The 22485-nt window shown below is 38.9% G+C and carries 22 protein-coding genes and 1 tRNA gene; 15 read left to right on the top strand and 8 right to left on the bottom strand.

The features are described from left to right. Window positions 1–26: 26 nt before the first annotated feature. A complete protein-coding gene (ispA, locus tag DV427_RS08050) occupies window positions 27–917 on the bottom strand; it encodes a (2E,6E)-farnesyl diphosphate synthase (RefSeq protein WP_114891957.1) in 891 nt (296 codons plus the stop codon). Further along, window positions 917–1156 (bottom strand): exodeoxyribonuclease VII small subunit, encoded by a 240-nt coding sequence (xseB, locus tag DV427_RS08055; RefSeq protein ID WP_005637884.1) that lies wholly within the window; start codon window positions 1154–1156, stop codon window positions 917–919. Before xseB ends, ispA begins: the two co-directional genes overlap by 1 nt. Window positions 1157–1303: 147 nt before the next feature. Here xseB and thiI point away from each other — a divergent pair, with 147 nt between their 5' ends. The 5 genes from thiI (at window position 1304) to cspD (ending at window position 4323) form a co-directional block, all read left to right on the top strand. After that, the gene (thiI, locus tag DV427_RS08060; RefSeq protein WP_114892188.1) at window positions 1304–2761 is read left to right on the top strand and encodes a tRNA uracil 4-sulfurtransferase ThiI; all 1458 of its coding nucleotides are present in this window, start codon (window positions 1304–1306) and stop codon (window positions 2759–2761) included. 14 nt (window positions 2762–2775) lie between these two features. Further along, complete coding sequence (locus DV427_RS08065) at window positions 2776–3096, top strand: YqcC family protein (RefSeq protein WP_046942853.1); 321 nt, start codon at window positions 2776–2778, stop codon at window positions 3094–3096. Beyond that, window positions 3090–3809 (top strand): tRNA pseudouridine(65) synthase TruC, encoded by a 720-nt coding sequence (truC, locus tag DV427_RS08070; protein ID WP_114891958.1) that lies wholly within the window; start codon window positions 3090–3092, stop codon window positions 3807–3809. Before DV427_RS08065 ends, truC begins: the two co-directional genes overlap by 7 nt. Then, window positions 3802–3960, top strand: coding sequence for a YoaH family protein (locus DV427_RS08075; RefSeq protein ID WP_114891959.1), 159 nt, complete (start codon window positions 3802–3804; stop codon window positions 3958–3960). The genes truC and DV427_RS08075 overlap by 8 nt, the downstream gene beginning before the upstream one ends. Before the next feature lie 144 nt (window positions 3961–4104). Beyond that, on the top strand, window positions 4105–4323 hold the full coding sequence (gene cspD, locus DV427_RS08080; protein WP_005628872.1) for a cold shock domain-containing protein CspD: 219 nt from the start codon (window positions 4105–4107) through the stop codon (window positions 4321–4323). 71 nt (window positions 4324–4394) lie between these two features. Here cspD and matP read toward each other — a convergent pair whose 3' ends face one another. Then, window positions 4395–4841: a macrodomain Ter protein MatP gene (gene matP, locus DV427_RS08085; RefSeq protein WP_005671410.1), complete on the bottom strand. Its 447-nt coding sequence runs from the start codon at window positions 4839–4841 to the stop codon at window positions 4395–4397. Between the two features lie 124 nt (window positions 4842–4965). Between matP and DV427_RS08090 the strand changes: the two genes are divergently transcribed. After that, window positions 4966–6741 carry an AAA family ATPase gene (locus DV427_RS08090; protein ID WP_162790292.1) on the top strand — a complete coding sequence of 592 codons (1776 nt, stop codon included), beginning with the start codon at window positions 4966–4968 and terminating at the stop codon, window positions 6739–6741. Window positions 6742–6910: 169 nt separating this feature from the next. Continuing rightward, complete coding sequence (gene fabA / locus DV427_RS08095) at window positions 6911–7444, top strand: bifunctional 3-hydroxydecanoyl-ACP dehydratase/trans-2-decenoyl-ACP isomerase (RefSeq protein ID WP_114891961.1); 534 nt, start codon at window positions 6911–6913, stop codon at window positions 7442–7444. Window positions 7445–7552: 108 nt separating this feature from the next. Here the strand turns inward: fabA and DV427_RS08100 are convergent, their stop codons facing one another. Next, complete coding sequence (locus DV427_RS08100) at window positions 7553–8119, bottom strand: YceB family lipoprotein (protein ID WP_114891962.1); 567 nt, start codon at window positions 8117–8119, stop codon at window positions 7553–7555. 73 nt (window positions 8120–8192) lie between these two features. Between DV427_RS08100 and DV427_RS08105 the strand changes: the two genes are divergently transcribed. The 6 genes from DV427_RS08105 (at window position 8193) to infB (ending at window position 13921) form a co-directional block, all read left to right on the top strand. Continuing rightward, window positions 8193–8915, top strand: a complete 723-nt coding sequence (locus DV427_RS08105; RefSeq protein ID WP_114891963.1) for a BUD32 family EKC/KEOPS complex subunit — start codon at window positions 8193–8195, stop codon at window positions 8913–8915. After that, on the top strand, window positions 8915–9049 hold the full coding sequence (locus DV427_RS09620) for a hypothetical protein (protein WP_032803432.1): 135 nt from the start codon (window positions 8915–8917) through the stop codon (window positions 9047–9049). Before DV427_RS08105 ends, DV427_RS09620 begins: the two co-directional genes overlap by 1 nt. Window positions 9050–9151: 102 nt before the next feature. Then, a tRNA-Met gene (locus DV427_RS08115) sits at window positions 9152–9228 on the top strand. 186 nt (window positions 9229–9414) lie between these two features. Further along, a complete protein-coding gene (gene rimP / locus DV427_RS08120) occupies window positions 9415–9870 on the top strand; it encodes a ribosome maturation factor RimP (RefSeq protein ID WP_114891964.1) in 456 nt (151 codons plus the stop codon). 17 nt (window positions 9871–9887) lie between these two features. Continuing rightward, on the top strand, window positions 9888–11375 hold the full coding sequence (nusA, locus tag DV427_RS08125) for a transcription termination factor NusA (RefSeq protein ID WP_046940147.1): 1488 nt from the start codon (window positions 9888–9890) through the stop codon (window positions 11373–11375). A gap of 11 nt (window positions 11376–11386) precedes the next feature. Beyond that, window positions 11387–13921, top strand: coding sequence for a translation initiation factor IF-2 (gene infB / locus DV427_RS08130; RefSeq protein WP_114891965.1), 2535 nt, complete (start codon window positions 11387–11389; stop codon window positions 13919–13921). A gap of 77 nt (window positions 13922–13998) precedes the next feature. On the opposite strand, the gene DV427_RS08135 is transcribed toward infB, so the two are convergent. The 4 genes from DV427_RS08135 to DV427_RS08155 all read right to left on the bottom strand — a co-directional run bounded on the left by DV427_RS08135 (window position 13999) and on the right by DV427_RS08155 (window position 20985). Then, window positions 13999–17163: a type I restriction endonuclease subunit R gene (locus DV427_RS08135; RefSeq protein ID WP_114891966.1), complete on the bottom strand. Its 3165-nt coding sequence runs from the start codon at window positions 17161–17163 to the stop codon at window positions 13999–14001. A gap of 193 nt (window positions 17164–17356) precedes the next feature. Then, complete coding sequence (locus DV427_RS08145; RefSeq protein ID WP_114891968.1) at window positions 17357–17998, bottom strand: hypothetical protein; 642 nt, start codon at window positions 17996–17998, stop codon at window positions 17357–17359. A gap of 1 nt (window position 17999) precedes the next feature. Then, window positions 18000–19244 (bottom strand): restriction endonuclease subunit S, encoded by a 1245-nt coding sequence (locus DV427_RS08150; protein WP_114891969.1) that lies wholly within the window; start codon window positions 19242–19244, stop codon window positions 18000–18002. Continuing rightward, a complete protein-coding gene (locus DV427_RS08155; protein ID WP_114891970.1) occupies window positions 19237–20985 on the bottom strand; it encodes a class I SAM-dependent DNA methyltransferase in 1749 nt (582 codons plus the stop codon). Before DV427_RS08155 ends, DV427_RS08150 begins: the two co-directional genes overlap by 8 nt. Window positions 20986–21100: 115 nt before the next feature. Here DV427_RS08155 and rbfA point away from each other — a divergent pair, with 115 nt between their 5' ends. Next, entirely contained in the window at window positions 21101–21487 is a 387-nt protein-coding gene (rbfA, locus tag DV427_RS08160; protein WP_005628626.1) for a 30S ribosome-binding factor RbfA, read from the top strand. Next, window positions 21487–22407: a tRNA pseudouridine(55) synthase TruB gene (truB, locus tag DV427_RS08165; RefSeq protein ID WP_114891971.1), complete on the top strand. Its 921-nt coding sequence runs from the start codon at window positions 21487–21489 to the stop codon at window positions 22405–22407. The genes rbfA and truB overlap by 1 nt, the downstream gene beginning before the upstream one ends. The last annotated feature ends 78 nt before the right edge of the window (window positions 22408–22485 follow it).

A 22485-nucleotide genomic window follows, 5' to 3' on the forward strand; every position in this document is an offset into this window, starting at 1 on the left:
CTTTGTGAGCATTGATGCGGTCGGTATTAACTTTTTCTAGTAATAATGAATTCAGCTAATGCACGAAGTGCGGTCGTATTAAAAGGAATTTTTTCTAATTCAGACAAAGCACTTTGATATAAATCTTGCGCTTTTTGTTTTGCGCCACTTAACCCAAGTAATTTGGGATACGTACTTTTATCTAAATCAAGATCAGCGCCGACTTGTTTGCCAGTTTCTGCGCTATCACCTTCAATATCTAAAATATCGTCTTGTACTTGAAAGGCTAAGCCAATGGCTTCCGCATATTGCGTTAAGGATTGTTCTAACCTTTTGTCGGCAAAATGCGGAGAACAAATGAAACCCAATTTTAATGCAGCAATCAGCAATGCGCCCGTTTTGTTACGATGGATTAATTCCAATTCACTTAAATTAATTTGTTTATGCTCAGAGATAAGATCTAAATTTTGCCCTAAGCACATCCCTTGTACGCCAGAGCTTTGAGCTAAAATTTTAACTAAAGCCAGTTTTTGTTCAGAAGAAATATTCGGTGTTTTGGTTAATATTTCAAATGCGAAACTTTGCAGTGCATCGCCCGCAAGAATAGCCGTAGCTTCATCAAATTGGATATGACAAGTAGGATGCCCACGACGTAGATTGTCATCATCCATTGCAGGTAAATCATCGTGAATTAAGGAATAGGCATGAATGGCTTCAATAGCGGCAGCGGCGTAATCTAAGGTTGGTTTCTCTGCGCCAAGCATTTGACCTGTTGCGTAAACTAAAAAAGGTCTAACCCGTTTGCCACCAAGTAATAATGCGTATTTCATCGCGTCAAGCAAAGGCGCATTATGACTTTCAATACCCTCAAATTGAGCTTCTAAAAAGCGATTGATTCGAGTTTGAACCTGTTGTAATTCTTCAGAAAAGTTATCCATTAAGCATTTCCTTCATAATCATTCAGTGGGGCGTCCTCTGTTTTTTGCAATAAGATCTGAATACGTTGTTCTGCTTGTTGTAAACGTTCTTGTCCTAACTTAGCGAGTTGCACACCTTGTTCAAATTCTTTTAACGCTTCTTCTAACGGTAGATCGCCATTTTCTAAATGTATAACAATATTTTCTAACTGCGCTAACGTTGTTTCAAAATCTTGTGAAGATGCGGGTTTACGCGCCATGGAATTATCCTTTTTCACGGTAAAAATTGCTTGTCATTGTACTGTATTTTACTTGAGTTGTTAAAAATTTATTTCAAGCTAGGATCAGTGGACTTTTCACTATCTTTGCGTAAAATACTTGCCACTTTAAATACCCAAGCTATTCATATGAAATTTATCGTTAAACTTTTTCCTGAAATCATGATTAAGAGCGAAACTGTTCGTAAACGTTTCGCAAAAATTTTAACCTCTAATATCCGCAATATTTTACAGAAATATGATGAAGAAACCGCAGTTGTACGTCACTGGGATTACATTGAAGTGCGGTCAAAAAATGAAAAAAATCGTGAAGAATTAATCGCCTTGTTACAACGTATTCCTGGTATTCATCATTTTTTAGAAGTTGAAGAAAAACCGTTTACCGATTTACATCATATTTTTGAATTGACGCTTGCTGATGTCGCACAACAACTTCAAGGCAAAACCTTTTGCGTTCGAGTAAAACGCAAGGGTAAACATAAATTTAGTTCGATTGAAGCAGAACGTTATATCGGCGGTGGATTAAATCAACATATTGAAAGTGCAAAAGTGCGGTTGAAAAATCCAGATGTGACTGTTCGTATTGATATTGAAGATGACAAAATGATGTTAGTTAAAGCACGTCACGCAGGGATTGGCGGTTATCCGATTGGGACGCAAGAGGATGTGCTTTCTTTAATTTCTGGGGGATTTGATTCAGGCGTATCGAGTTACATGTTGATTCGTCGTGGTTCCCGAGTTCATTATTGTTTCTTTAATCTTGGCGGCGCAGCTCATGAAATTGGCGTAAAACAAATGGCTTATCATATTTGGCAACGCTATAGTTCTTCACATAAAGTGCGCTTTATTGCGATTAACTTTGAGGGAGTTGTCGGTGAGATTTTAGAGAAAGTCGATAACGGACAAATGGGGGTTGTATTAAAACGGATGATGGTGCGCGCCGCAAGTAAAGTCGCTCAACGTTTTAATATTGAAGCGATTGTGACAGGGGAGGCATTAGGACAAGTTTCTAGCCAAACTTTAACAAATTTACGCTTGATTGATGAAGCCGCTGATGCCTTAGTATTACGCCCGTTAATTACCCATGATAAAGAACAAATTATCGCGATGGCGAAAGAAATTGGCACTGACGATATTGCAAAATCTATGCCGGAATTTTGTGGCGTCATTTCAAAAAATCCTACGATCAAAGCGGTTCGTGAAAAGATTCTTGAAGAAGAAGGGCATTTTAATTTTGAGATTCTAGAAAGTGCGGTGCAAAATGCGAAATATTTAGATATTCGCCAGATTGCAGAAGAAACAGAAAAAGAAGTCGTAGAAGTCGAGGCAATTTCTGTATTAGGTGAAAATGAAGTGATTTTGGATATTCGTAGCCCAGAAGAAACGGATGAAAATCCATTTGAATCGGATACACATGAAGTCATTCAAATGCCGTTCTACAAACTTTCCTCTCAATTTGGTAGCCTTGATCAAAGTAAAAATTACGTGTTGTATTGTGAACGTGGTGTGATGAGCAAATTACAAGCCTTATATTTGAAAGAAAATGGTTTTTCAAATGTGCGTGTATTTGCAAAAAACATTCATTAATTAGGATATAAAATATGCGTAATCAAACTAAACAGCATCTTGAACAGCTTCAAATTACCATGCAGCAGCTTAATTTATGGCAAACGATGCCCCCTGCTGCAGAGGCCTTTTTAAGTGAGGAGCCTTTTTCAATTGATACGATGTCTGCCGAAGAGTGGCTACAGTGGGTATTTATTCCTAGAATGCAGGCATTGTTAGAAAGTGGTTCTGCTTTACCAAATAAAATTGCTATTTCTCCTTATATTGAAGAAGCAATGAAGGAATTTGATGAGTTACAACAACTATTAACTCCTTTAGTTGCTTTAGAAGAACTTCTGAACAAGAAAGAATGTTAGAAATTTTATATCAAGATGAGTTTCTAGTTGCGGTGAATAAGCCTGTAGGCATGTTGGTTCATCGCAGTTGGTTAGATCCTCATGAAACTCAATTTGTGATGCAAACTTTGCGAGATCAAATTGGCCAATATGTATTTCCTATTCATCGTTTAGATCGACCTACATCTGGCGTGTTGTTATTTGCATTGAGCAGTGAAATTGCGAATCTAATGTGTGAACAGTTTGAACAAAAGTGCGTTCAGAAATCTTATTTGGCTGTAGTGCGTGGGTATCTACAAGGAAAAGAGCGGATAGATTATCCACTAAAAATTCAATTGGATAAAATCGCAGATAAATTTTCTCAAGAAGATAAAGAGCCTCAAGAAGCAGTGACTGATTATGAAGGATTAAAAATAGTCGAAATGCCTTATCCTGCTGGGCGTTATCAAACGGCGCGTTATTCTTTAGTTAAATTAATCCCTCATACAGGTAGAAAACACCAATTACGTCGCCATATGAAACATATTTTTCACCCAATTTTAGGTGATACGCAATATGGTGATTTGCATCAAAATCGTGCGTTAACCTTGCATCTTGGCTGTTCTCGGTTATTTTTACATTCTGATAGTTTGTCTTTTATTCATCCAATAACGAAAGAGCAAATAACAATTACAGCAGGTTTAGATGAACAATGGCATCAATTAATGAATCAATTTGGGTGGGAATATGTTTGATATTAACTTAACACACGAACAGCAACAAAAAGCAGTTGAACAAATTCAAGAACTTATGGCAAAAGGGGTTAGTAGCGGAGAAGCGATTCAAATAGTGGCGAAAGCACTACGAGAAATTCATAAAAATGATAAAAAAACTCCAGAAAATTAAATTTTTTGTGATCTACTTATCATTTTTGAATATTGCTCATTGCATAACCGATAAAAATATTTGAATATAACGTCCATACGAGGTGATAAGGCGATAGTCTTATTGATTTATTGTTTTAGTAGGCGAAGCCTAGAGAGGTCTTTTATGGAAATTGGTGTTGTGAAATGGTTCAATAATGCAAAAGGATTTGGTTTCATTTCCGCAGAAGGCGTGGATGCCGATATTTTTGCACATTATTCAGTGATTGAAATGGACGGTTATCGTTCATTAAAAGCAGGTCAAAAAGTGCAATTTGAAGTTATCCACGGAGACAAAGGATCTCATGCCACGAAAATAATTCCACTTGTGGATAATCAAGAGTAATAATGCGAATACTCTAAATTTTTTCTCTATTAGTCCTAACTCAAAAAGACAAGAATTGCAGCTTGTCTTTTTTATTTTAATAAATTTTTTAAACTGGTTTTCATTGCAGCCATTTGATTTTCAAATTGTGCTTTACTTTCTCTTTCGTCAATCATATAGGTAATTGTTTCCGAAAGTGTCATTTTCATTTTTCGAGAATATTTAGAAAGACGTAGCCAAACCGCATATTCCAAATCAATGGATTTTTTCTTTGTATGTTGTTTTTCTCCATTAAAAAAGCGTTTACGGCGTGCACGAATGGCTTGATCAAGCTTAATTGGTAGAGTAGGAGAAAGATGATTCTTAATCCATTCTTCAATTTTTTCTGGATAATTTTGGGATTCTAATAATTCTTGCGCTTTGGCTTCTTGTAAACTTCGTTCTTCATAACGCGTGATATTTTCCCCTTCGCGATGTTTACGAATTAGGTAAATCCATTTCCAATTAGCTTCTTGATTTTCGAGTTTTTGGTATTTCATTTTTTCATTGAGTGACGTGGTAACTGTATTAATATACGTGTTTTTATGCCGATTTTCTAGTGGATTTTCACAAGGCTATTAAATATGCGATAATGTGGCTAATTTTTCTAGAAAGAGACCAGCCGTGAGTTCATCATTTTCTCAACAACAAGCTATTGAGCAATCTTTAAATTGGCAGGCATTACAACCTGATTTGGCAATTCAAGATTTTCCTTTAGAACCAGTGGATTTCTGGACATTACAACCGAATGCCACGCAGGCTATTGATTTATTTTTATGCCATCCAACGCGTTCCTTATTGATGATGAAAGTAGGTGAGCCGGTTGAATATGCGGAATTATTACAAAATTTTATATCGCAAAACCATCACAAAGAGCGGTCAATTTTCGGTGTGAATTATGTGATAGAGCTAGGCGACTCTTTTTCTTTTCCTCATGTTTATACTGAGCCAGCAAAATCTTTAGATGATAATTTTGCCAGTCAAGGTGAGGCGTTGAGCGCATTGTATTGTGATCAATTCCAGCTTTTTGGTAGTTTTCGGATTCATCCAAGTTCACAAGATATTCAATTAGTGCCTGGATTAGTGCATAAAGCTAATGGTGGAGTTTTGATTTTAAGTGCAGGAACATTGTTATCTCAATTTGATTTATGGGGGCGATTAAAACAAATTTTGCAAACCCAGACTTTTGATTGGTATTCAGCCCATCCATTTAAAAATTTACCTTGTGATATACCAAGCTATGCGCTGAACTTAAAAGTGATTGTACTTGGTAATCGTACCGAATTAGCTACTTTGGCTGAGTTAGAAGAAAACCTTTATTCTTTCGCCGATTATGCTGAAATTGAAAGTTATGTTTCTGTTGCTGGAGTGGAGGAACAAAAAACTTGGGCTGGTTATGTTCAACAAATGGCTCAAGAGCAAAATATTGAGCTAGATTTTTCAGCGTTAAATAAACTCTATCAATTATTAGTTCGTGAAAGTGAAGATCGCTTTTTAATTAACGCATCACCTCTAAAATTAAAAGAAACATTACAAGATGCTTCAACTTTTGCAGAAAAAACAGCATTAAGTGCGGAGGATTTTGAGGATATTTTTCAACAAAAATTGGCGCAATATGGTTTTCTAAAAGAACAAACTTATGCCGATATTTTAAATGAGCAAGTTTATGTCGAAACTCAAGGTGAAATTGTTGGGCAAATTAATGGCCTTTCGGTGATTGAATATCCAGGTACACCCGTATGTTTTGGCGAACCTTCGCGTATTAGTTGTATTGTACAATTCGGCGAAGGGGAAGTGATCGACGTTGAAAGAAAAAATGAATTAGCGGGAAATATTCACGGTAAAGGCATGATGATTGCGCAAGCTTGCCTTTCCAATATATTAGATTTGCCATCGCAATTACCATTTTCTGCCTCATTAGTGTTTGAACAGTCTTATGGTGAAATTGATGGTGATAGTGCATCTTTGGCAATTTTCTGTGTGCTTGCAAGTGCTTTGGCCGATTTGTCTTTGCCTCAAAATATCGCAATTACAGGATCGATTGATCAATTTGGACTTGTTCATTCTGTTGGTGGGGTAAATGATAAGATTGAAGGCTTTTTTACTATTTGCCAACGTCGTGGTTTGACTGGAAAACAAGGTGTAATTATTCCAATGACGACCATTCAGCAACTGAGTTTGTCTGATGAAGTGAAAAGTGCGGTAAAAAATGGTGAATTTTTTATTTATCCTGTAGAAGATATTTATCAAGCTTGTGAATTATTATTTAATCGTGATTTGCTAGATGAAAACAAAGATTATACAGAAAAAACTGAGCCTTTATCTCGTCTCATTCAACGTCGAATTGAGGGGAGAGCTGATTCAGAAAGAAAAAGTTTTTGGAATTTCTTCCGTCTTTAATAGATAAAAAGCGAACATTTGTTCGCTTTTCTTTTTTCTATAATCTATAAAAGTGACTGCTCCGACAAGTTTTGCGAACAAGTGTTAGCTATTTACATTTTGCTATCTTCTCTTTAGAATGTTTGATATCAGTTTTAAACTGAATTTATCATATGTAAAGGAACCTAAAATGCAAAACACTTGTACACCTAATAAAAAAAGTAGCTATTCTTATGATGATTTGCTCGCGTCAGGTCGCGGCGAATTATTCGGTAAAGAAGGGCCACAATTACCCGCTCCAACCATGCTGATGATGGATCGCATTATTGAAATGAATGAGGGAACAGGTGCTTTTAGTAAAGGGTATATTGAAGCCGAACTTGATATTAAACCTGAATTGCCGTTCTTTGGTTGTCATTTTATTGGCGATCCAGTGATGCCGGGTTGTTTAGGATTGGATGCTATGTGGCAGCTTGTTGGATTTTATTTAGGCTGGATTGGTGGCAAAGGAAAAGGCAGAGCATTAGGCGTTGGTGAAGTAAAATTTACAGGGCAAATTTTGCCAACAGCTAAAAAAGTGGTGTACCGAATCCATATGAAACGAGTTATTAACCGTAAACTAGTTATGGGAATGGCTGATGGTGAAGTTGAAGTAGATGGCCGCGTTATTTATACAGCAACAGATTTAAAAGTTGGACTATTCCAAGATACCTCAGCATTTTAATTTTTCTTTATTAATTCATACAAAAGTGCGGTGAAAATTTTTCTTAGATTTTCACCGCTCTTTTTATCCTTCTATCAATAAGCAACGTTCAATTACATCATATAAAGGTCATTGGAACATGCTAGTCTCTAAGGAAAGTTGTCCTTTTTCTATACGGATTTCTTTAGCAAATTTTTTTATAAGCACATCACGCATATTATTTTTATCTAATGTATAAACAGGAATATTTTCCAGTAATTTAGCGACATTTTCATTTAAAAAAGGCATGATTGTTTGCATTTGTTGCATATATTGCTGTGGTTCTCCTAACCAACGTAAAATACGCATTTTCTTTAAATAAACGGCACCTTCTTCGGAATTATAATAAGGAATTGTATCGAAGGTCAGATTTAATTTTCCTGGCAATTTTTTATTGCTAAATTGAAATAAACCCTCTAAAGTACCGCTCATTTCTACGCGTTTATCATTAGTTTGCCCAATTTGGGTACTCAAATTTCTTACTTGATAATCAAGAAAAAATAATCCTGGTAAGCCAAATTTATCCGCAATAGCTCCTTTCTCTTGTAGATATTGATTGATTTGAGATTCAGTTATTGAAAAAGGAGAAGCCGATATATTAGGGGATACTGCTAAAATAGACGTTAACGTAAGAAATAATAATTTAATTTTTTTCATATCTAATTTTTAGTTAAATTAAAAGCAAAATGGTGGATTAATATACCATAAATAGCAATGGAGTGATGTAGTAATGAGCCCTGAATTTAAAGAATATGTTAATCAATTAGTTATAGCACATCGTGATGAAAGAATTTATCCTTTTCAATATGAAGGCAAGAAATTTTGGTTGAAGCAACCTGAAAAATTGAAAGGGATTTGGTTATTATTGAAACCGTATCCGAAGCAATCTTTTAAAAATGAACTACAAACTTTGTTAAATCTTGCTGAAAAAAATGCACCTGTTCCAATAGTCTCTTATCATGATGAGGATTTTTTTGTTTTGGAAGATGCGGGAGCCACTGTATCACAATGGCTATGTGATAAGAAGATAGATGATCAGCAAAAATTTTCGATTATTTATGACGCTTGTCTCGCTTTGATTGATTTACATACTAAAAATCTGGTGCATGGTCGTCCTGCTATTCGAGATATTACTTGGGATAAGGGAAAAGTTACTTTTCTTGATTTTGAATCTCGTTCAAGTAGTCAAAATCAAAATTGGTTAATCGTTCGAGATATGCTATTTTTCTTTAATAGCTTATGTCGAGAAGAAGATATTTCAGACGATTTTATTCAAAAAGTAGCATTGTATTATAAAGCACATTGTGAGGTACAAAATTGGCATAATATGATTGTCTACTTGAAGCGTTTTCGCTGGATTTACTATCTTTTGTTACCTTTTAAACCTATTGCAAAGACAGACTTAATAGCAGTTTATCGCTTATTTGAGATTTTATTAATAAAGGAAAAATGATGAAGAAAACACTTTTTATTATTGTATTATCAAGCATATTAGCTGCTTGTACTGTAGGTGGTGGCGTCAGCGCTGGTGGCGGAAGTAACGGCGTTGGATTAGGACTAGGGATTGGCTCTGGTATTCGATTCTAGTGATGATGGAAAGTGCGGTAAGTTTTAGTAAAGTTTTTAAGGAACTTGTAAAACTTCTTGCATTTTAAATTTTTATCACTATAATGCATCCCATATTTCGGACGCGGGGTGGAGCAGCTTGGTAGCTCGTCGGGCTCATAACCCGAAGGCCGTCGGTTCAAATCCGGCCCCCGCAACCAATAATAAGTTCAGTAAAAGAACCCCAGTTTTGGGGTTTTTTTCTATAAGAAATTTAATAAAAACTGGGCTTAGGTTCCTGTGAACCTAACCCTTTTTTTATGCCTAAAATTTTTTGTAGAAGTTTTTAGATTAATCAAAAGAAGTAATTTTGACTAAAAACTGACACTACAGTATAGGAGTAGAAATTGGCTACATTAGAACAAAATTTACAAGAAATGCTACAAGGTGCAGTAGAGGATTTAGGTTGTGAACTTTGGGGCATTGAATGTCAACGCGCAGGCCGTTTTATGACTGTGCGTTTGTTTATTGATAAAGAAGGTGGCGTAACTGTTGATGATTGTGCTGATGTAAGTCGTCAAGTGAGCGCAATTTTAGACGTGGAAGATCCAATTGCGGATAAATACAATCTAGAGGTGTCGTCACCAGGTTTAGATCGTCCTCTATTTACCTTACCGCAATTTGAACGCTATATTGGGCAAGATATCTCAGTGCATTTACGAATTCCGGTGATGGAACGCCGTAAATGGCAAGGTAAGTTAGAGCGTATTGAAAACGATATGGTTATTTTAATCGTTGATGGACAGGAACAAGTTTTAGTCTTTGGTAACATTCAAAAAGCGAATGTTGTTGCAAAATTTTAAAAGGAGCAAAAGAAAAAATGAGTAAAGAGATTTTACTGGCGGCAGAAGCCGTATCCAATGAAAAGTTATTACCACGTGAGAAAATTTTTGAAGCGTTAGAAAGTGCAATTGCGCTTTCTACCAAGAAAAAATATGAATACGAAACTGATATTCGTGTATCAATCAACCCAAAAACAGGTGATTTTGATACTTTCCGTCGTTGGTTAATCGTTGATGAAGTTAAAGTGCCAACGAAAGAAATCACTTTAGAAGCGGCACAATTTGAAGATCCAAATCTTCAACTAGGCGATTATGTAGAAGATCAAATCGAATCTATCGCATTTGACCGTATTGCAATGCAAACTGTACGCCAAGTAATTAGCACCAAAATCCGTGAAGCTGAGCGTGCAAAAGTTGTAGAACAGTTCCGTGCTGAAGAAGGCAAAATTGTCACAGGTACTGTGAAAAAAGTAAGTCGTGACAGCATCATCTTAGATCTTGGCAATAAAGCTGAAGCGATGATTGCTCGTGAAGACATGTTGCCACGTGAAAATTTCCGACCAGGTGACCGTGTTCGTGGTGTGCTTTATAAAGTAAATCCTGAAGGCAAAACTGCACAATTATTTGTGACACGTTCTAAACCAGAAATGTTGATCGAATTATTCCGTATTGAAGTGCCTGAAATTGGCGAAGAAATGATTGAAATTCGTGGTGCAGCTCGTGATCCTGGCTCTCGCGCTAAAATTGCAGTGAAATCAAACGATAAGAGAATTGATCCAGTTGGTGCTTGTGTGGGTATGCGTGGTGCGCGTGTTCAAGCCATTACCAATGAACTTGGTGGTGAGCGCGTAGATATCGTGCTTTGGGATGATAATCCAGCACAATTTGTGATCAATGCAATGGCACCAGCTGATGTGTCTTCTATCATTGTTGATGAAGATAACCATTCTATGGATATTGCAGTTGAAGCAGCTAATCTTGCGCAAGCAATTGGTCGTAATGGTCAAAACGTGCGTTTAGCAACACAATTAACAGGTTGGACACTAAACGTAATGACTACTGATGATTTAAATGCAAAACATCAAGCAGAAGATAACAAAGTGTTAAATTTATTTATTAACGCATTAGAACTTGATGAAGAATTTGCACAAATCCTTGTAGAAGAAGGCTTCACAAGTTTAGAAGAAATTGCTTATGTGCCAATGAATGAATTGACAGCAATTGATGGTTTAGAAGATGAAGATCTTGTCGAAGAGCTTCAAACTCGAGCTAAAAATGCGATTACAGCCGCAGTAGTAGCTGAAGAAGAAGCATTGAAAAAAGCAAATCTTGAAGATCGCTTATTGAATTTAGATGGTATGAATCGCCATGTAGCATTCAAATTAGCTGAAAAACAAATTACTACTCTCGAAGAACTCGCCGAACAGGGTGTAGATGATTTAGCAGATATTGAAGAATTAACAGCAGAACAGGCAGCAGATTTAATTATGGCTGCACGTAATATCTGTTGGTTTGGCGAAGAATAAGGAGAGCAGTAATGACTGAAGATGTTAAGGCTGATGCGCCAAAAAAATTAAGCATTCAACGCAGAACAAAAACAACAGTTAGCAGTACCACAACTGGCGGTAAAAGCAAAGAAGTACAAGTAGAAGTACGTAAAAAACGCACAGTAAAAACTGATATTGCTCAACAAGAAGAAGCAAAATTAAAAGCACAGCAAGAAGCGGAAGCGAAAAAAATCGCTGAACAAAAAGCGGCAGAAGAAAAAGCTCGTTTAGAAGCTGAAAAAGCAGCAGCTAAGAAAGAAGCTGATGAAAAAGCAAAAGCTGAAAAAGCGAAAGTAGAAACAGCTAAGCCAGCAAAAAGTACGGTAGATTCTAAAGTTAAATCTGTTGATCCTGAAAAAGAGAAACGTAAAGCAGAAGAAGCAGAACTTCGTCGTAAGGCTGAAGAATTAGCTCGTCAAAAAGCAGAAGAACAAGCCCGCCGTGCAGCAGAAGAAGCGAAACGTTATGCAGAAGCAGATGATTCAGACAATGAATCTTCTTCAGAAGACTATTCTGATTACAACTTAAGTTCAAGATATGCACTTGAAGCAGAAGATGAAGAAGATCGCCGTAACGAAAATCGTGGCCGTGGCAAAAATAAAGTAGCGAAAGCGAAAAAAGGCGGTCGCGACGATGAAAATAGCAAAAACTCGAAAAACGAGCGCGAATCTAATCGTAAAAATCAAAAAGATGCTAAGTTTGGTAAAGGTAAAAACGGCAAAAAAGGTGCCGCACTTCAACAAGCCTTTACTAAACCAGTTCAAGCTGTAAAAGCAGATGTTGTCATTGGTGAAACCATCACCGTTGCTGAATTAGCGAATAAGATGGCTGTAAAAGCGACTGAAATCATCAAAACGATGATGAAGATGGGCGAAATGGTTACTATTAACCAAGTTATCGACCAAGAAACCGCTCAATTAGTAGCAGAAGAACTTGGTCATAAAGTGATTCTTCGCAATGAAAATGAGCTTGAAGAAGCGGTATTAGGTGATCGCGATGTAAACGCAGAAAAAGTAACGCGTGCACCAGTTGTAACCATCATGGGTCACGTTGACCATGGTAAAACCTCTTTACTTGACTATATTCGTAAAGCGAAAGTGGCTGCAGGTGAAGCGGGTGGTATTACCCAACATATCGGTGCGTATCACGTAGAAATGGATGATGGCAAAATGATCACCTTCTTGGATACTCCGGGGCACGCCGCGTTTACTTCTATGCGTGCACGCGGTGCAAAAGCAACAGATATCGTTGTTCTTGTTGTTGCTGCCGATGATGGTGTGATGCCTCAAACTATCGAAGCAATTCAACACGCAAAAGCAGCGGGTGCACCTTTAGTGGTTGCAGTAAATAAAATCGATAAACCAGAAGCCAATCCAGACCGTGTTGAGCAAGAATTATTACAACACGATGTCATTTCTGAAAAATTCGGTGGTGATGTGCAATTCGTTCCAGTATCAGCGAAGAAAGGTACAGGGGTTGATGAGTTATTAGATGCAATCTTACTTCAATCTGAAGTACTTGAATTGACCGCTGTAAAAGACGGCATGGCAAGTGGTGTAGTCATTGAATCTTACTTGGATAAAGGTCGTGGCCCTGTGGCAACTATCTTGGTTCAATCAGGTACATTACATAAAGGTGACATCGTACTTTGTGGTTTTGAATACGGCCGTGTGCGCGCAATGCGTGATGAAAACGGAAAAGAAGTGGATGAAGCAGGTCCTTCAATTCCAGTTGAATTATTAGGTCTTTCAGGCGTGCCGGCAGCAGGTGATGAAGCAACCGTTGTACGTGATGAGAAAAAAGCACGTGAAGTAGCGTTATATCGTCAAGGTAAATTCCGTGAAGTGAAATTAGCTCGTCAGCAAAAAGCGAAACTTGAAAATATGTTTAGCAATATGTCTGAAGGCGATGTGGCTGAATTGAACGTCATTGTGAAAGCGGACGTACAAGGCTCAGTAGAAGCGATTGTTCAAGCGTTAAATGAACTTTCTACCAATGAAGTAAAAGTTAAAGTTGTTGGTTCTGGTGTAGGTGGTATTACTGAAACTGATGCAACTTTAGCGGCAGCATCTAATGCCATTATTGTTGGCTTTAACGTTCGTGCTGATGCATCTGCGCGTCGTGTCATTGAAGCGGAAAACATTGATTTACGTTACTACTCAATCATCTATGAATTGTTGAATGAAATTAAAGCAGCAATGAGCGGTATGTTAGAGCCTGAATTTAAACAAGAAATTATTGGCTTAGCTGAAGTTCGTGACGTATTCCGTCATCCGAAATTTGGTGCAATCGCAGGTTGTATGGTGACCGAAGGAGTAGTGAAACGTAACAACCCAATCCGTGTATTACGTGACAACGTCGTTATCTTTGAAGGGGAATTAGAATCTCTTCGCCGTTTCAAAGACGATGTATCTGAAGTTCGTAACGGTATGGAATGTGGTATCGGCGTGAAAAACTACAACGATGTAAAAGTCGGCGACCAAATCGAGGTATTTGAAGTGGTTGAAGTTAAACGTTCAATCTAACCTTTAACAAAAAAAGGGCGGTTAAAAATCATCTGGTTTTTAACCGCCATTTTTGTTATTACATAAACCGCATAAAATTATAAACCAGTTAAATCCTCTGCAATTTCTTCAGCTTGTTTAATCACATAAGTTACCGCTTCTTCCTGTTTATCGGGTGGGTATTTGTAGCGTTGTAGGGCGCGTTTAACGAGAATACGCATTTTTGCTCGCACCGCTTCTTTGTACTGCCAGTCGATTGTGACCGATTTTCTAAGTGTTTCCGTGATTTCTTTCGCCAGTTTAGAAAGCACTTCATCGCCCATCAAATCTTTTGCACTTTGATTTTGAGATAGGGCTTCATAGAAAGCAAGTTCTTCCTTGGTTAATCCTAACTTTTTCCCTAAAGCTAAACGTTCTTGGAAATCTTGGCTCATTTTAAAGAGTTCCTCCAAAATCTCTAATACGCCCAAATTATGGTTGTGGTATTGATTCAATGCTTCCTTCAAACGCTGTTCAAAATCTTTTTGTAAGGTTAAGTTTGTGCCTGATTTAACTTTAATTTCACTTGCTAAATAACGTTCCATTGCCGTAACCCATAAATTTTTAGTTGGGCTATTTTTAACAGTTTGTAAAAATTCTTCGGAAAGCAAACTGATTTGTGGTTGTGGTTTTTCTAGCAGATCGAATAAATCAATCACGCCTTCAGAATACACAGTTTGATTAACCAATTTTTTCAATAAAATCTGTCTTTCATTTGTGCCGGTGCCTTTTTGTTCACGTTTAGTTAAAATTGCCCGTACGGCATCATAAAAGGCGATTTCTTGGTTATACGGCTCAACTTCAGCCAATGTGCCGCATAGCATATAGCCTTTTTTTACCAAACCCGCCGCTTTCAAAAAAGCTTTTTTGCGTGGTTCGGTTTCCTTTTTATTAAACCAATGTTGCTCGTGCGCTTTGCCATCAAAAGGCAATTGATCGAGACTTAAAATATGGTTGGCGGCAAAACGAATCGCCATCAGTAATTCATGTGCTTCGTCCTTCTCTAAGGCGGCTTGAACATCAAACGTTTTCCCTTCAACCAGCGTTGCAAACAGGCTGCGCACAAACTCTAAATGCTCTTTCATTTTAAAGAACACATCAATCACGCTATCCGTCAGCTTGCCCTTGCCTTGTGAATTGGTGTATTGCCGGGTGGCTTTTTTGAGTTCGTCAGCAATGCCTACATAATCCACAATCAAGCCACCGTTTTCTCGGCTTTTATTGCGGAATACACGGTTTACTCGGGCAATAGCCTGCATCAGGTTGTGTCCTTGCATCGGCTTGTCGATATACATCGTATTACAGCAAGGAGCATCAAAGCCTGTCAGCCACATATCGCGCACAATCACCACCTTCAGCGGATCGTTCGGGTCTTTAAAGCGGCGTTCAAGCGTTTGTTTTTCTTGTTTACTGTAAACGTGTTTCTGCATTTCAGGCGCATCGGAAGCATAACCTGTCATGACAATTTTAATCGCCCCTTCGTTAATATTGTCCGAATGCCATTCTGGGCGCAGTTTGATGATTTCATTGTATAAATCCACGCAAATCTGACGACTGGAAACCACCATCATCGCTTTGCTGTCGACGACTTCATTGCGTTTGGCGAAATGCTGCACAAAATCCGCGGCTAAATCAGCCAGGCGGGCTTGCGAACCCAGCAATTTTTCCTGCAAACGCAGGGCAGGGGATTGCTCCTCTTCCAGCAAATCATCAATTTCTTTGAATAGCTCATCGTGTTCTTTTTCGTTTAAGCGGATTTGGCGCGCTTCATACACAATCGGCACGGTTGCGCCATCTTCCACCGCATCTTGTAAATCATAAATCGACACATAACGCCCGAATACATCTTGCGTGTCCTTATCTTCTAGGCTAATCGGCGTACCGGTAAAACCGATAAACGAAGCATTAGGCAACGCATCGCGCAAATGGCGGGCGTAGCCTGCCTGAAATTTGCCTTTATGCAATTTTTGCGTAAAGCCATATTGACTGCGGTGAGCCTCATCGCTGATTACAATAATATTGCTGCGCTCATTTAAAACAGGGAAGCGGCTTTCTTCCTCATTTAGGGCGAATTTTTGAATCGTGGTAAAAAACACGCCGCCGACTTCATTTTGCGCGAGCAGTTGGCGCAGTTGATCGCGGTCTTCTACTTGTTGCGGTGTTTGTTTGATTAAATCTTTGCCTGAAGAAAAAGTTTGGAAAAGCTGACCGTCCAAATCGTTGCGGTCGGTGACCACCACAATTGTCGGATTTTTCAATTCAGGCTGCGCAAGCAGTTTGCCGGCATAAAACAACATGGAAATCGATTTACCCGAACCCTGCGTATGCCACATCACGCCAATGCGGCGGTCGCCTTTTTCCGAAGTCGCAAAAAGCGTGGAATCTACCGCTTCATTTACGCCGTAATATTGATGGTATGCCGCGATTTTTTTAATGGTTTTACCACTAGAGTCCCGCTCAAATAAGACGAAATAGCGGATATAGTCCAATAAATCCTCAGGTTTCAGCAAGCCACTGAGCAGGCTTTGCAATTCATCATCAAAATATAAGCGCGCGCTTTGATTTTTTTCATCGACCACTTTCCACGGCGTAAAGCGTTGGAAATCTGCCGAAAGCGAGCCCAAACGCGCGGCAATGCCGTCTGAAATAATCAGGGTTTGGTTGTAAACAAACAGCTCGGCAATCTCATCTTTATAGGTTTCAAACTGATTAAATGCCTGCAACAAATCCGCCGATTCACGCAACGGATTTTTTAGCTCAAATACCACCAAGGGCAGGCCATTCACAAAGCCGATAATATCAGGAATCCGCTTGCCCCCTTTACGGCTACGGATTTCCAGCTGATTGACGGCAACAAAACGGTTGTTTTCCCAATGCTCAAAATCCACCAGGCGCGCCATCTCGATTTTTTGCTCGCCGTCAGCCTGATATTCCACCCGCACGCCATCACGCAACAGTTTATAAAACGCCTGATTACGCACCACCAAGTCGCCAATATCGCTTTTCGTTGCAGATTTGACCACAGAATCCACCGCACTTTCAGGCAGCTGCGGATTAAGCTTACGCACTGCCTCACGCAGTTGCTCAACAAAGACTACGCCGCTCAAATCGCCACGGGCAAACTCGCCCTCATGAACAGGCAAGTCTTTACCGTAGCGATACTCCCAACCGAGGGATTGCAGGCGTTGAAGGGTGAGTTGTTCGATGTCGTTTTCGTTGAGCATGATAAGCTCCTTAGTGTATTGGTTTTAAATATCCCTTTTACAAAAGAGGAAAATAGTATCGGGCTTAATTTGGATTTATATATTTTTCATTGGCAAATTTTTCTGTAAATTCGACCGCTTGCAGTCAACAAACCTTCCAAATAATCCCCCTCTTTAGCAAAGAGGGGATAGGGGAGAGTTGGCCGAAGCGAAATCAGCCTTTTAATTCATACTTCAAATCAAGAGAATCATAGAAATCTAAGAATTCTTGATTTAGATTTGAGTATTCATCTTTGAATACTGGGGCATTATTTCCTTGGGTATCATCAGAAATAACATCACCTAATATTTCTGATAAATTCTTTTTAAGAATAAATTGGTCAACGATTTCTCCCCAAAAGGGATTCTGATGAATTAATTCATAATTATTTAGATCACCAATTAAATCCGATTCTTTGAATTTTTGTCTTTTTATTTCCCGTTTCTTAGGTATTAAAATATAAGAACAAGCTTGAGAAAATTTCGCTTTTTCAGAAGGTGGATTAAATTTGTTTGTAGAAAAATCATCAGCTACTCCATTAGATTCAATATAAATGCAAGGTGTAGAGTAATTAGGTGATTTTTGAACAAAGAATTTACAGTTATCAATATCATGTGTTGATAGGATTCTTTCTACATCAGGATAAAAATCTTCTAAAAAATCCTTTAAATCTGCAACATATTCAAGATTATTAATATAGCATTTTTCATCAGAAATATGGGAATTTCTAATTTCTTTCATTCGCTGAAGAAATGCAGTTTTAGTTGGATATATAACGTTACGCCTTTTTAAGTAGCAAGGTTTACCTCTAGCCATTTTAAACATCCCCACTTAATAATTTAGGTAATAATAAATCTCTAATTTTAGCTAAACTAGAATTCTCTCTATCGTTAATGAAAATTTTTGAGAAACTCTCTTTTACATATTTTCCAAATAGTGCTGTTAATTCTTTTGGTGGAACAATAATTTCCTTAATTAAAAAATCAGGGAAATGTCCTTTGTACTCTACAAACCCTTGCTTTCCTAGTGTGGCAAGATAAACCCAGAATACATCGCATTCTTTTCCTTTAAAAGCAAATACATTTTGAATAGCACTAAAATCGTAAGAAATTAAACGCATATAGCAAGTGTGGTTGGCAAATACAATAATTGGATCTTCAATGCTTGCTTTTACGCCTGGTTCATCATTGTGATAACCAATAACGCCCGATCTTCCTTGATCCAAAATAGGTACCAAACCTTCGGAAAATGCAGTTTTTGAGCTGTATTTTTTACCCACAGGGATTTTTTTGATAACTTCCTCAATCCGCTTAACCTCCCACCCCTTCGGCACTTTCCCCCCATCAACTTCCACCATCTCACACGGAAACGCTTTGGCGGTTTCGGCTAGTTCGGCGTAGCGGTCAGGCTGTGTTTGTGAAAGTGCGGTCAGTTCTTCGGGTGTTTTTCCGCTGATAGCCTGCATGGCTGCCAGCTCCGCTTGTTCAAGGCTAAGGCCGTCTGAAAGGGCTTGGACTTTAGCACGTACGGGATCGAAATCGACAAACCAGCTTTTAAACAGGGCTTGGGCGATTTGTTCCAAGGTTTGGTTGATTTGGGTGTTGAGTTGTATTTTATTTTCAAGATCTTTCAATTGTTTATTAATAAATTTTCTTTTTTCATATGTAGGAAAATCTATCTCTATTTTTTCTAATACACCTTTACTTAATTTAGGTTGAACCGCACCAGTTAAAAATGGTAATAAATTAAACTGAGAAAAGTAAAATTTAAGATAATCAATTGTTTCATCATCTTTGCCTTCTACAATATGAGCATGATTATTTACCCAGAATTTTCCTTCTGCAATAAAAGCTATTGGTGTCTTTCTTGTTTTTAGATTCTCACCATCTTCTGAAATTAATAAATATCTACCATCAAAAATGAATTCATCAATATAGTCAACAATATCAGAAGCACCATAATAAGGATAAACCCCTTTTTTATTTTCTCTTTCTTTAGAACTTAGAGGTTTTCTTCTTTTATTTAGAAATTCAATAACAGTACCGAGTGCTACTTTAGTCATTGTCTATCTCCATATTAAATCCCAATCCCCCTAAATTCTTCTTAATCTCCGCTTCTAATTCCGCACTTTTCGCAAATTGTTCCTTCAAAAGCGCGGTCAGATTTTGCATTTTTTCTGCAAATGGTACGCCGTCGTCTTCTTGTTCTGCGGTGCCGACGTAGCGTCCCGGTGTGAGGACGAAGTCGTAGCCCGCAATGTCTTCTAAAGTCGCGGATTTACAGAAAGCGGCTTGGTCTTCATAGCCGTCTGATGTTTGCCAAGCGTGGAGGGTGTCGGCAATTTTTGCGATGTCGTCAGCGGTGAAATCGCGCAATACGCGGTCTTTCATATAGCCGATTTGGCGGGCGTCGATAAACAATACTTCGCCTTTGCGCTTTTTGTTGCGGTTTAAAAACCAAATGCAGGCGGGGATTTGGGTATTGGTGAAGAGCTGGCCGGGCAGGGCAACCATACATTCGACCAAGTCGGCATTGATGATGGCTTTGCGGATTTCGCCTTCATTGTTGGTTTGGCTGCTCATGGAGCCGTTGGCCAGCAACAATGCCATTTTGCCGTTGGGCGAGAGGTGGTAAATCATGTGTTGCAGCCAAGCGAAGTTGGCGTTGCCTTTGGGCGGCGTGCCGTATGCCCAACGTGGGTCATCGGCAAGGGATTCGCTCCACCAATCGCTGATGTTGAATGGCGGGTTTGCCATGATGAAATCCATCTTTTTGTCGATGTGTTGCGGCTGCGTGAAGCTGTCGGCGTTGTGTTTGCCGAAGTCGTAATCAATGCCGCGGATGGCCATGTTCATGGCGGCGAGTTTCCAGGTGGTGGGGTTGAATTCTTGCCCGTAGATGGAAACGTTGTTGATGTTGCCTTGATGGGCGGTGATAAAGCGTTCGGTTTGCACGAAAAAGCCGCCGCTGCCCATAGCCGGGTCATACACGCGGCCGGAGTATGGCTCGAGCATTTCGACAATCAGGGAAACGATGGATTTGGGCGTGAAATATTGTCCGCCGCGTTTGCCTTCGGCTTGGGCAAAGCGACCGAGGAAGTATTCGTAAACGTGACCGAGAATGTCTTTTGCGCCTAAATGTACGGGCTCGCCATTGTAAGTTGGACGGGTAAAGTTGGTATCGGAGAAGAGGATAATCAGCCCGCGCAGGGTGTCTTCGTTTACCGCATAACCGCTGATGCGTTGGAGTACGCCTTTGAGTTTTTCGTTGTCTTTTTCAATGGCATCGAAGGCATCGTCAATGAGTTTGGCCACGCCAGAAAATTTCCCACCCCAAGGCAATTCTGCCCCAGTGTTGAGAATAGAGACTTCTTGTAAGGCTTGCCAACGAGCAGAAACTGGCACCCAAAATACGTTATCCGCGGTGTAATAATCACGGTTTTCTAGTTCTGTGGTTAAAGCTTCTTGATATTCTTCTTCAGTATCAAAAAAAGTGCGGTCAAGATAGAGGGGATTTTCAGGTGTGGAGAGTTCCGCCTGAATTTTTTCCTGTTGATGGGTGAAACTATCAGAAATGTATTTTAAGAAGATTAGACCAAGAACGATATGTTTATAGTTCGCGGCATCAAGTTGTTGGCGGAGCTTATCGGCAGATGCCCAAAGTTTTTCATCTAATTCATTTAAAAATGCTTGTTGTAATGCGTGATTTTCATCGACAATCTTGGTCGTCTCGTCTCGTCTCGTCTCGCTTGCATAAATTATGCCCTCTGTAAAGTGATTTTTATCGGAAGTTTGAATATTCAAACAAATTATCAGGTGTCATTTTATCGAAAAACGGTATTAGATTGAAAGGGATTTTTGCGTGCTAAATTCAATGATTTCCAGTAGAATGGGGCGCTTTTATAAATAAGGAATAACTATGGCAAGAGAATTTAAACGTAGCGATCGCGTCGCTCAAGAAATACAAAAAGAAATAGCAGTCATTTTACAACGCGAAGTGAAAGATCCCCGTATTGGGATGGTGACCGTTTCTGATGTGGAAGTGTCGAGTGATTTATCTTACGCAAAAATCTTCGTGACTTTTTTATTTGATCACGATGAAACGGCAATTGAGCAAGGCATGAAAGGCTTAGAAAAAGCATCGCCTTATATTCGTTCATTACTAGGCAAAGCGATGCGTTTACGTATTGTGCCAGAGATTCGCTTTATTTACGATCAATCCTTAGTGGAAGGGATGCGTATGTCAAATCTTGTGACAAATGTTGTGCGTGAAGATGAGAAAAAACACGTTGAGGAAAGCAACTAATGTCTAGACCTCGTAAACGCTGGCGTGATGTTGATGGTGTGTTTTTGTTGGATAAGCCACAAGGCATGTCATCAAATGACATCATGCAAAAGGTAAAGCGTTTATTTCAAGCGAACAAAGCCGGGCATACTGGCGCGCTCGATCCTTTGGCAACGGGAATGTTGCCGATTTGCTTGGGTGAAGTAACTAAGTTTTCACAATTTTTGCTTGATGCAGATAAGCGTTATCTTGTTACGGCAAAATTAGGCGAACGTACCGATACTTCCGATGCGGAAGGGCAAGTAGTGGAAACTCGTGAAGTTCATGTTGAAACTCAGCAAATTTTGACCGCTCTTGAACAATTTCGTGGTGATATTTTGCAAGTGCCGACAATGTTTTCTGCACTAAAACATAATGGTAAACCGCTTTATGAATATGCCCGACAAGGTATTACGGTTGAGCGTGAGGCGCGTCCAATTACGATTTTTGAACTTAATTTTATTGAATATAACGCTCCTTATTTAACCTTAGAAGTACATTGTTCAAAAGGCACTTATATTCGCACCTTAGTAGATGATTTGGGTGAAGTGCTAGGTTGTGGCGCGCATGTGACAATGTTACGCCGTACAGCTGTAGCGGATTACCCCGTAGCAGAAATGATGCCAATCGATGAGTTACAACTACTTGCTGAAAGTTTTCCATTAAGTGAATTGGATCGTCTATTATTGCCAACCGATACTGCAGTAAGTAAATTGCCCGCTTTGCATTTAGATGTAGAGCAGAGTAAAGCCATTGGTTTTGGTCAGCGAGTGAAATTTGCTAATGACCTGCAATTAAGCGGTCAAGTGCGGTTATTTTCAGCGGAGAATTTATTCTTAGGCGTGGCATTGATCGATGGGAATATTATTCGTCCACAAAGGTTAATCACGCAATCCGCATAACTTAATTGCCTTTCCTATAAAATTCTAGTAATCTCATCTGTAATTAATTTTTTACAATATATGTAAACTAAATTTTGC

The organism is Haemophilus haemolyticus (assembly GCF_003351405.1).
Classification (GTDB): domain Bacteria; phylum Pseudomonadota; class Gammaproteobacteria; order Enterobacterales; family Pasteurellaceae; genus Haemophilus; species Haemophilus haemolyticus_N.

Bases quoted from the DNA above. Each gene is read 5' to 3' on its own strand.
- DV427_RS09620 (WP_032803432.1), top strand. From the start codon at position 8,915: ATGAAGAAAACACTTTTTATTATTGTATTATCAAGCATATTAGCTGCT.
- ispA (WP_114891957.1), bottom strand. From the start codon at position 917: ATGGATAACTTTTCTGAAGAATTACAACAGGTTCAAACTCGAATCAAT.
- DV427_RS08150 (WP_114891969.1), bottom strand. From the start codon at position 19,244: ATGACTAAAGTAGCACTCGGTACTGTTATTGAATTTCTAAATAAAAGA.
- DV427_RS08135 (WP_114891966.1), bottom strand. From the start codon at position 17,163: ATGCTCAACGAAAACGACATCGAACAACTCACCCTTCAACGCCTGCAA.
- truB (WP_114891971.1), top strand. From the start codon at position 21,487: ATGTCTAGACCTCGTAAACGCTGGCGTGATGTTGATGGTGTGTTTTTG.
- cspD (WP_005628872.1), top strand. From the start codon at position 4,105: ATGGAAATTGGTGTTGTGAAATGGTTCAATAATGCAAAAGGATTTGGT.
- thiI (WP_114892188.1), top strand. From the start codon at position 1,304: ATGAAATTTATCGTTAAACTTTTTCCTGAAATCATGATTAAGAGCGAA.
- nusA (WP_046940147.1), top strand. From the start codon at position 9,888: ATGAGTAAAGAGATTTTACTGGCGGCAGAAGCCGTATCCAATGAAAAG.
- DV427_RS08105 (WP_114891963.1), top strand. From the start codon at position 8,193: ATGAGCCCTGAATTTAAAGAATATGTTAATCAATTAGTTATAGCACAT.
- xseB (WP_005637884.1), bottom strand. From the start codon at position 1,156: ATGGCGCGTAAACCCGCATCTTCACAAGATTTTGAAACAACGTTAGCG.
- DV427_RS08100 (WP_114891962.1), bottom strand. From the start codon at position 8,119: ATGAAAAAAATTAAATTATTATTTCTTACGTTAACGTCTATTTTAGCA.
- DV427_RS08145 (WP_114891968.1), bottom strand. From the start codon at position 17,998: ATGGCTAGAGGTAAACCTTGCTACTTAAAAAGGCGTAACGTTATATAT.
- matP (WP_005671410.1), bottom strand. From the start codon at position 4,841: ATGAAATACCAAAAACTCGAAAATCAAGAAGCTAATTGGAAATGGATT.
- DV427_RS08075 (WP_114891959.1), top strand. From the start codon at position 3,802: ATGTTTGATATTAACTTAACACACGAACAGCAACAAAAAGCAGTTGAA.
- fabA (WP_114891961.1), top strand. From the start codon at position 6,911: ATGCAAAACACTTGTACACCTAATAAAAAAAGTAGCTATTCTTATGAT.
- infB (WP_114891965.1), top strand. From the start codon at position 11,387: ATGACTGAAGATGTTAAGGCTGATGCGCCAAAAAAATTAAGCATTCAA.
- DV427_RS08065 (WP_046942853.1), top strand. From the start codon at position 2,776: ATGCGTAATCAAACTAAACAGCATCTTGAACAGCTTCAAATTACCATG.
- truC (WP_114891958.1), top strand. From the start codon at position 3,090: ATGTTAGAAATTTTATATCAAGATGAGTTTCTAGTTGCGGTGAATAAG.
- rbfA (WP_005628626.1), top strand. From the start codon at position 21,101: ATGGCAAGAGAATTTAAACGTAGCGATCGCGTCGCTCAAGAAATACAA.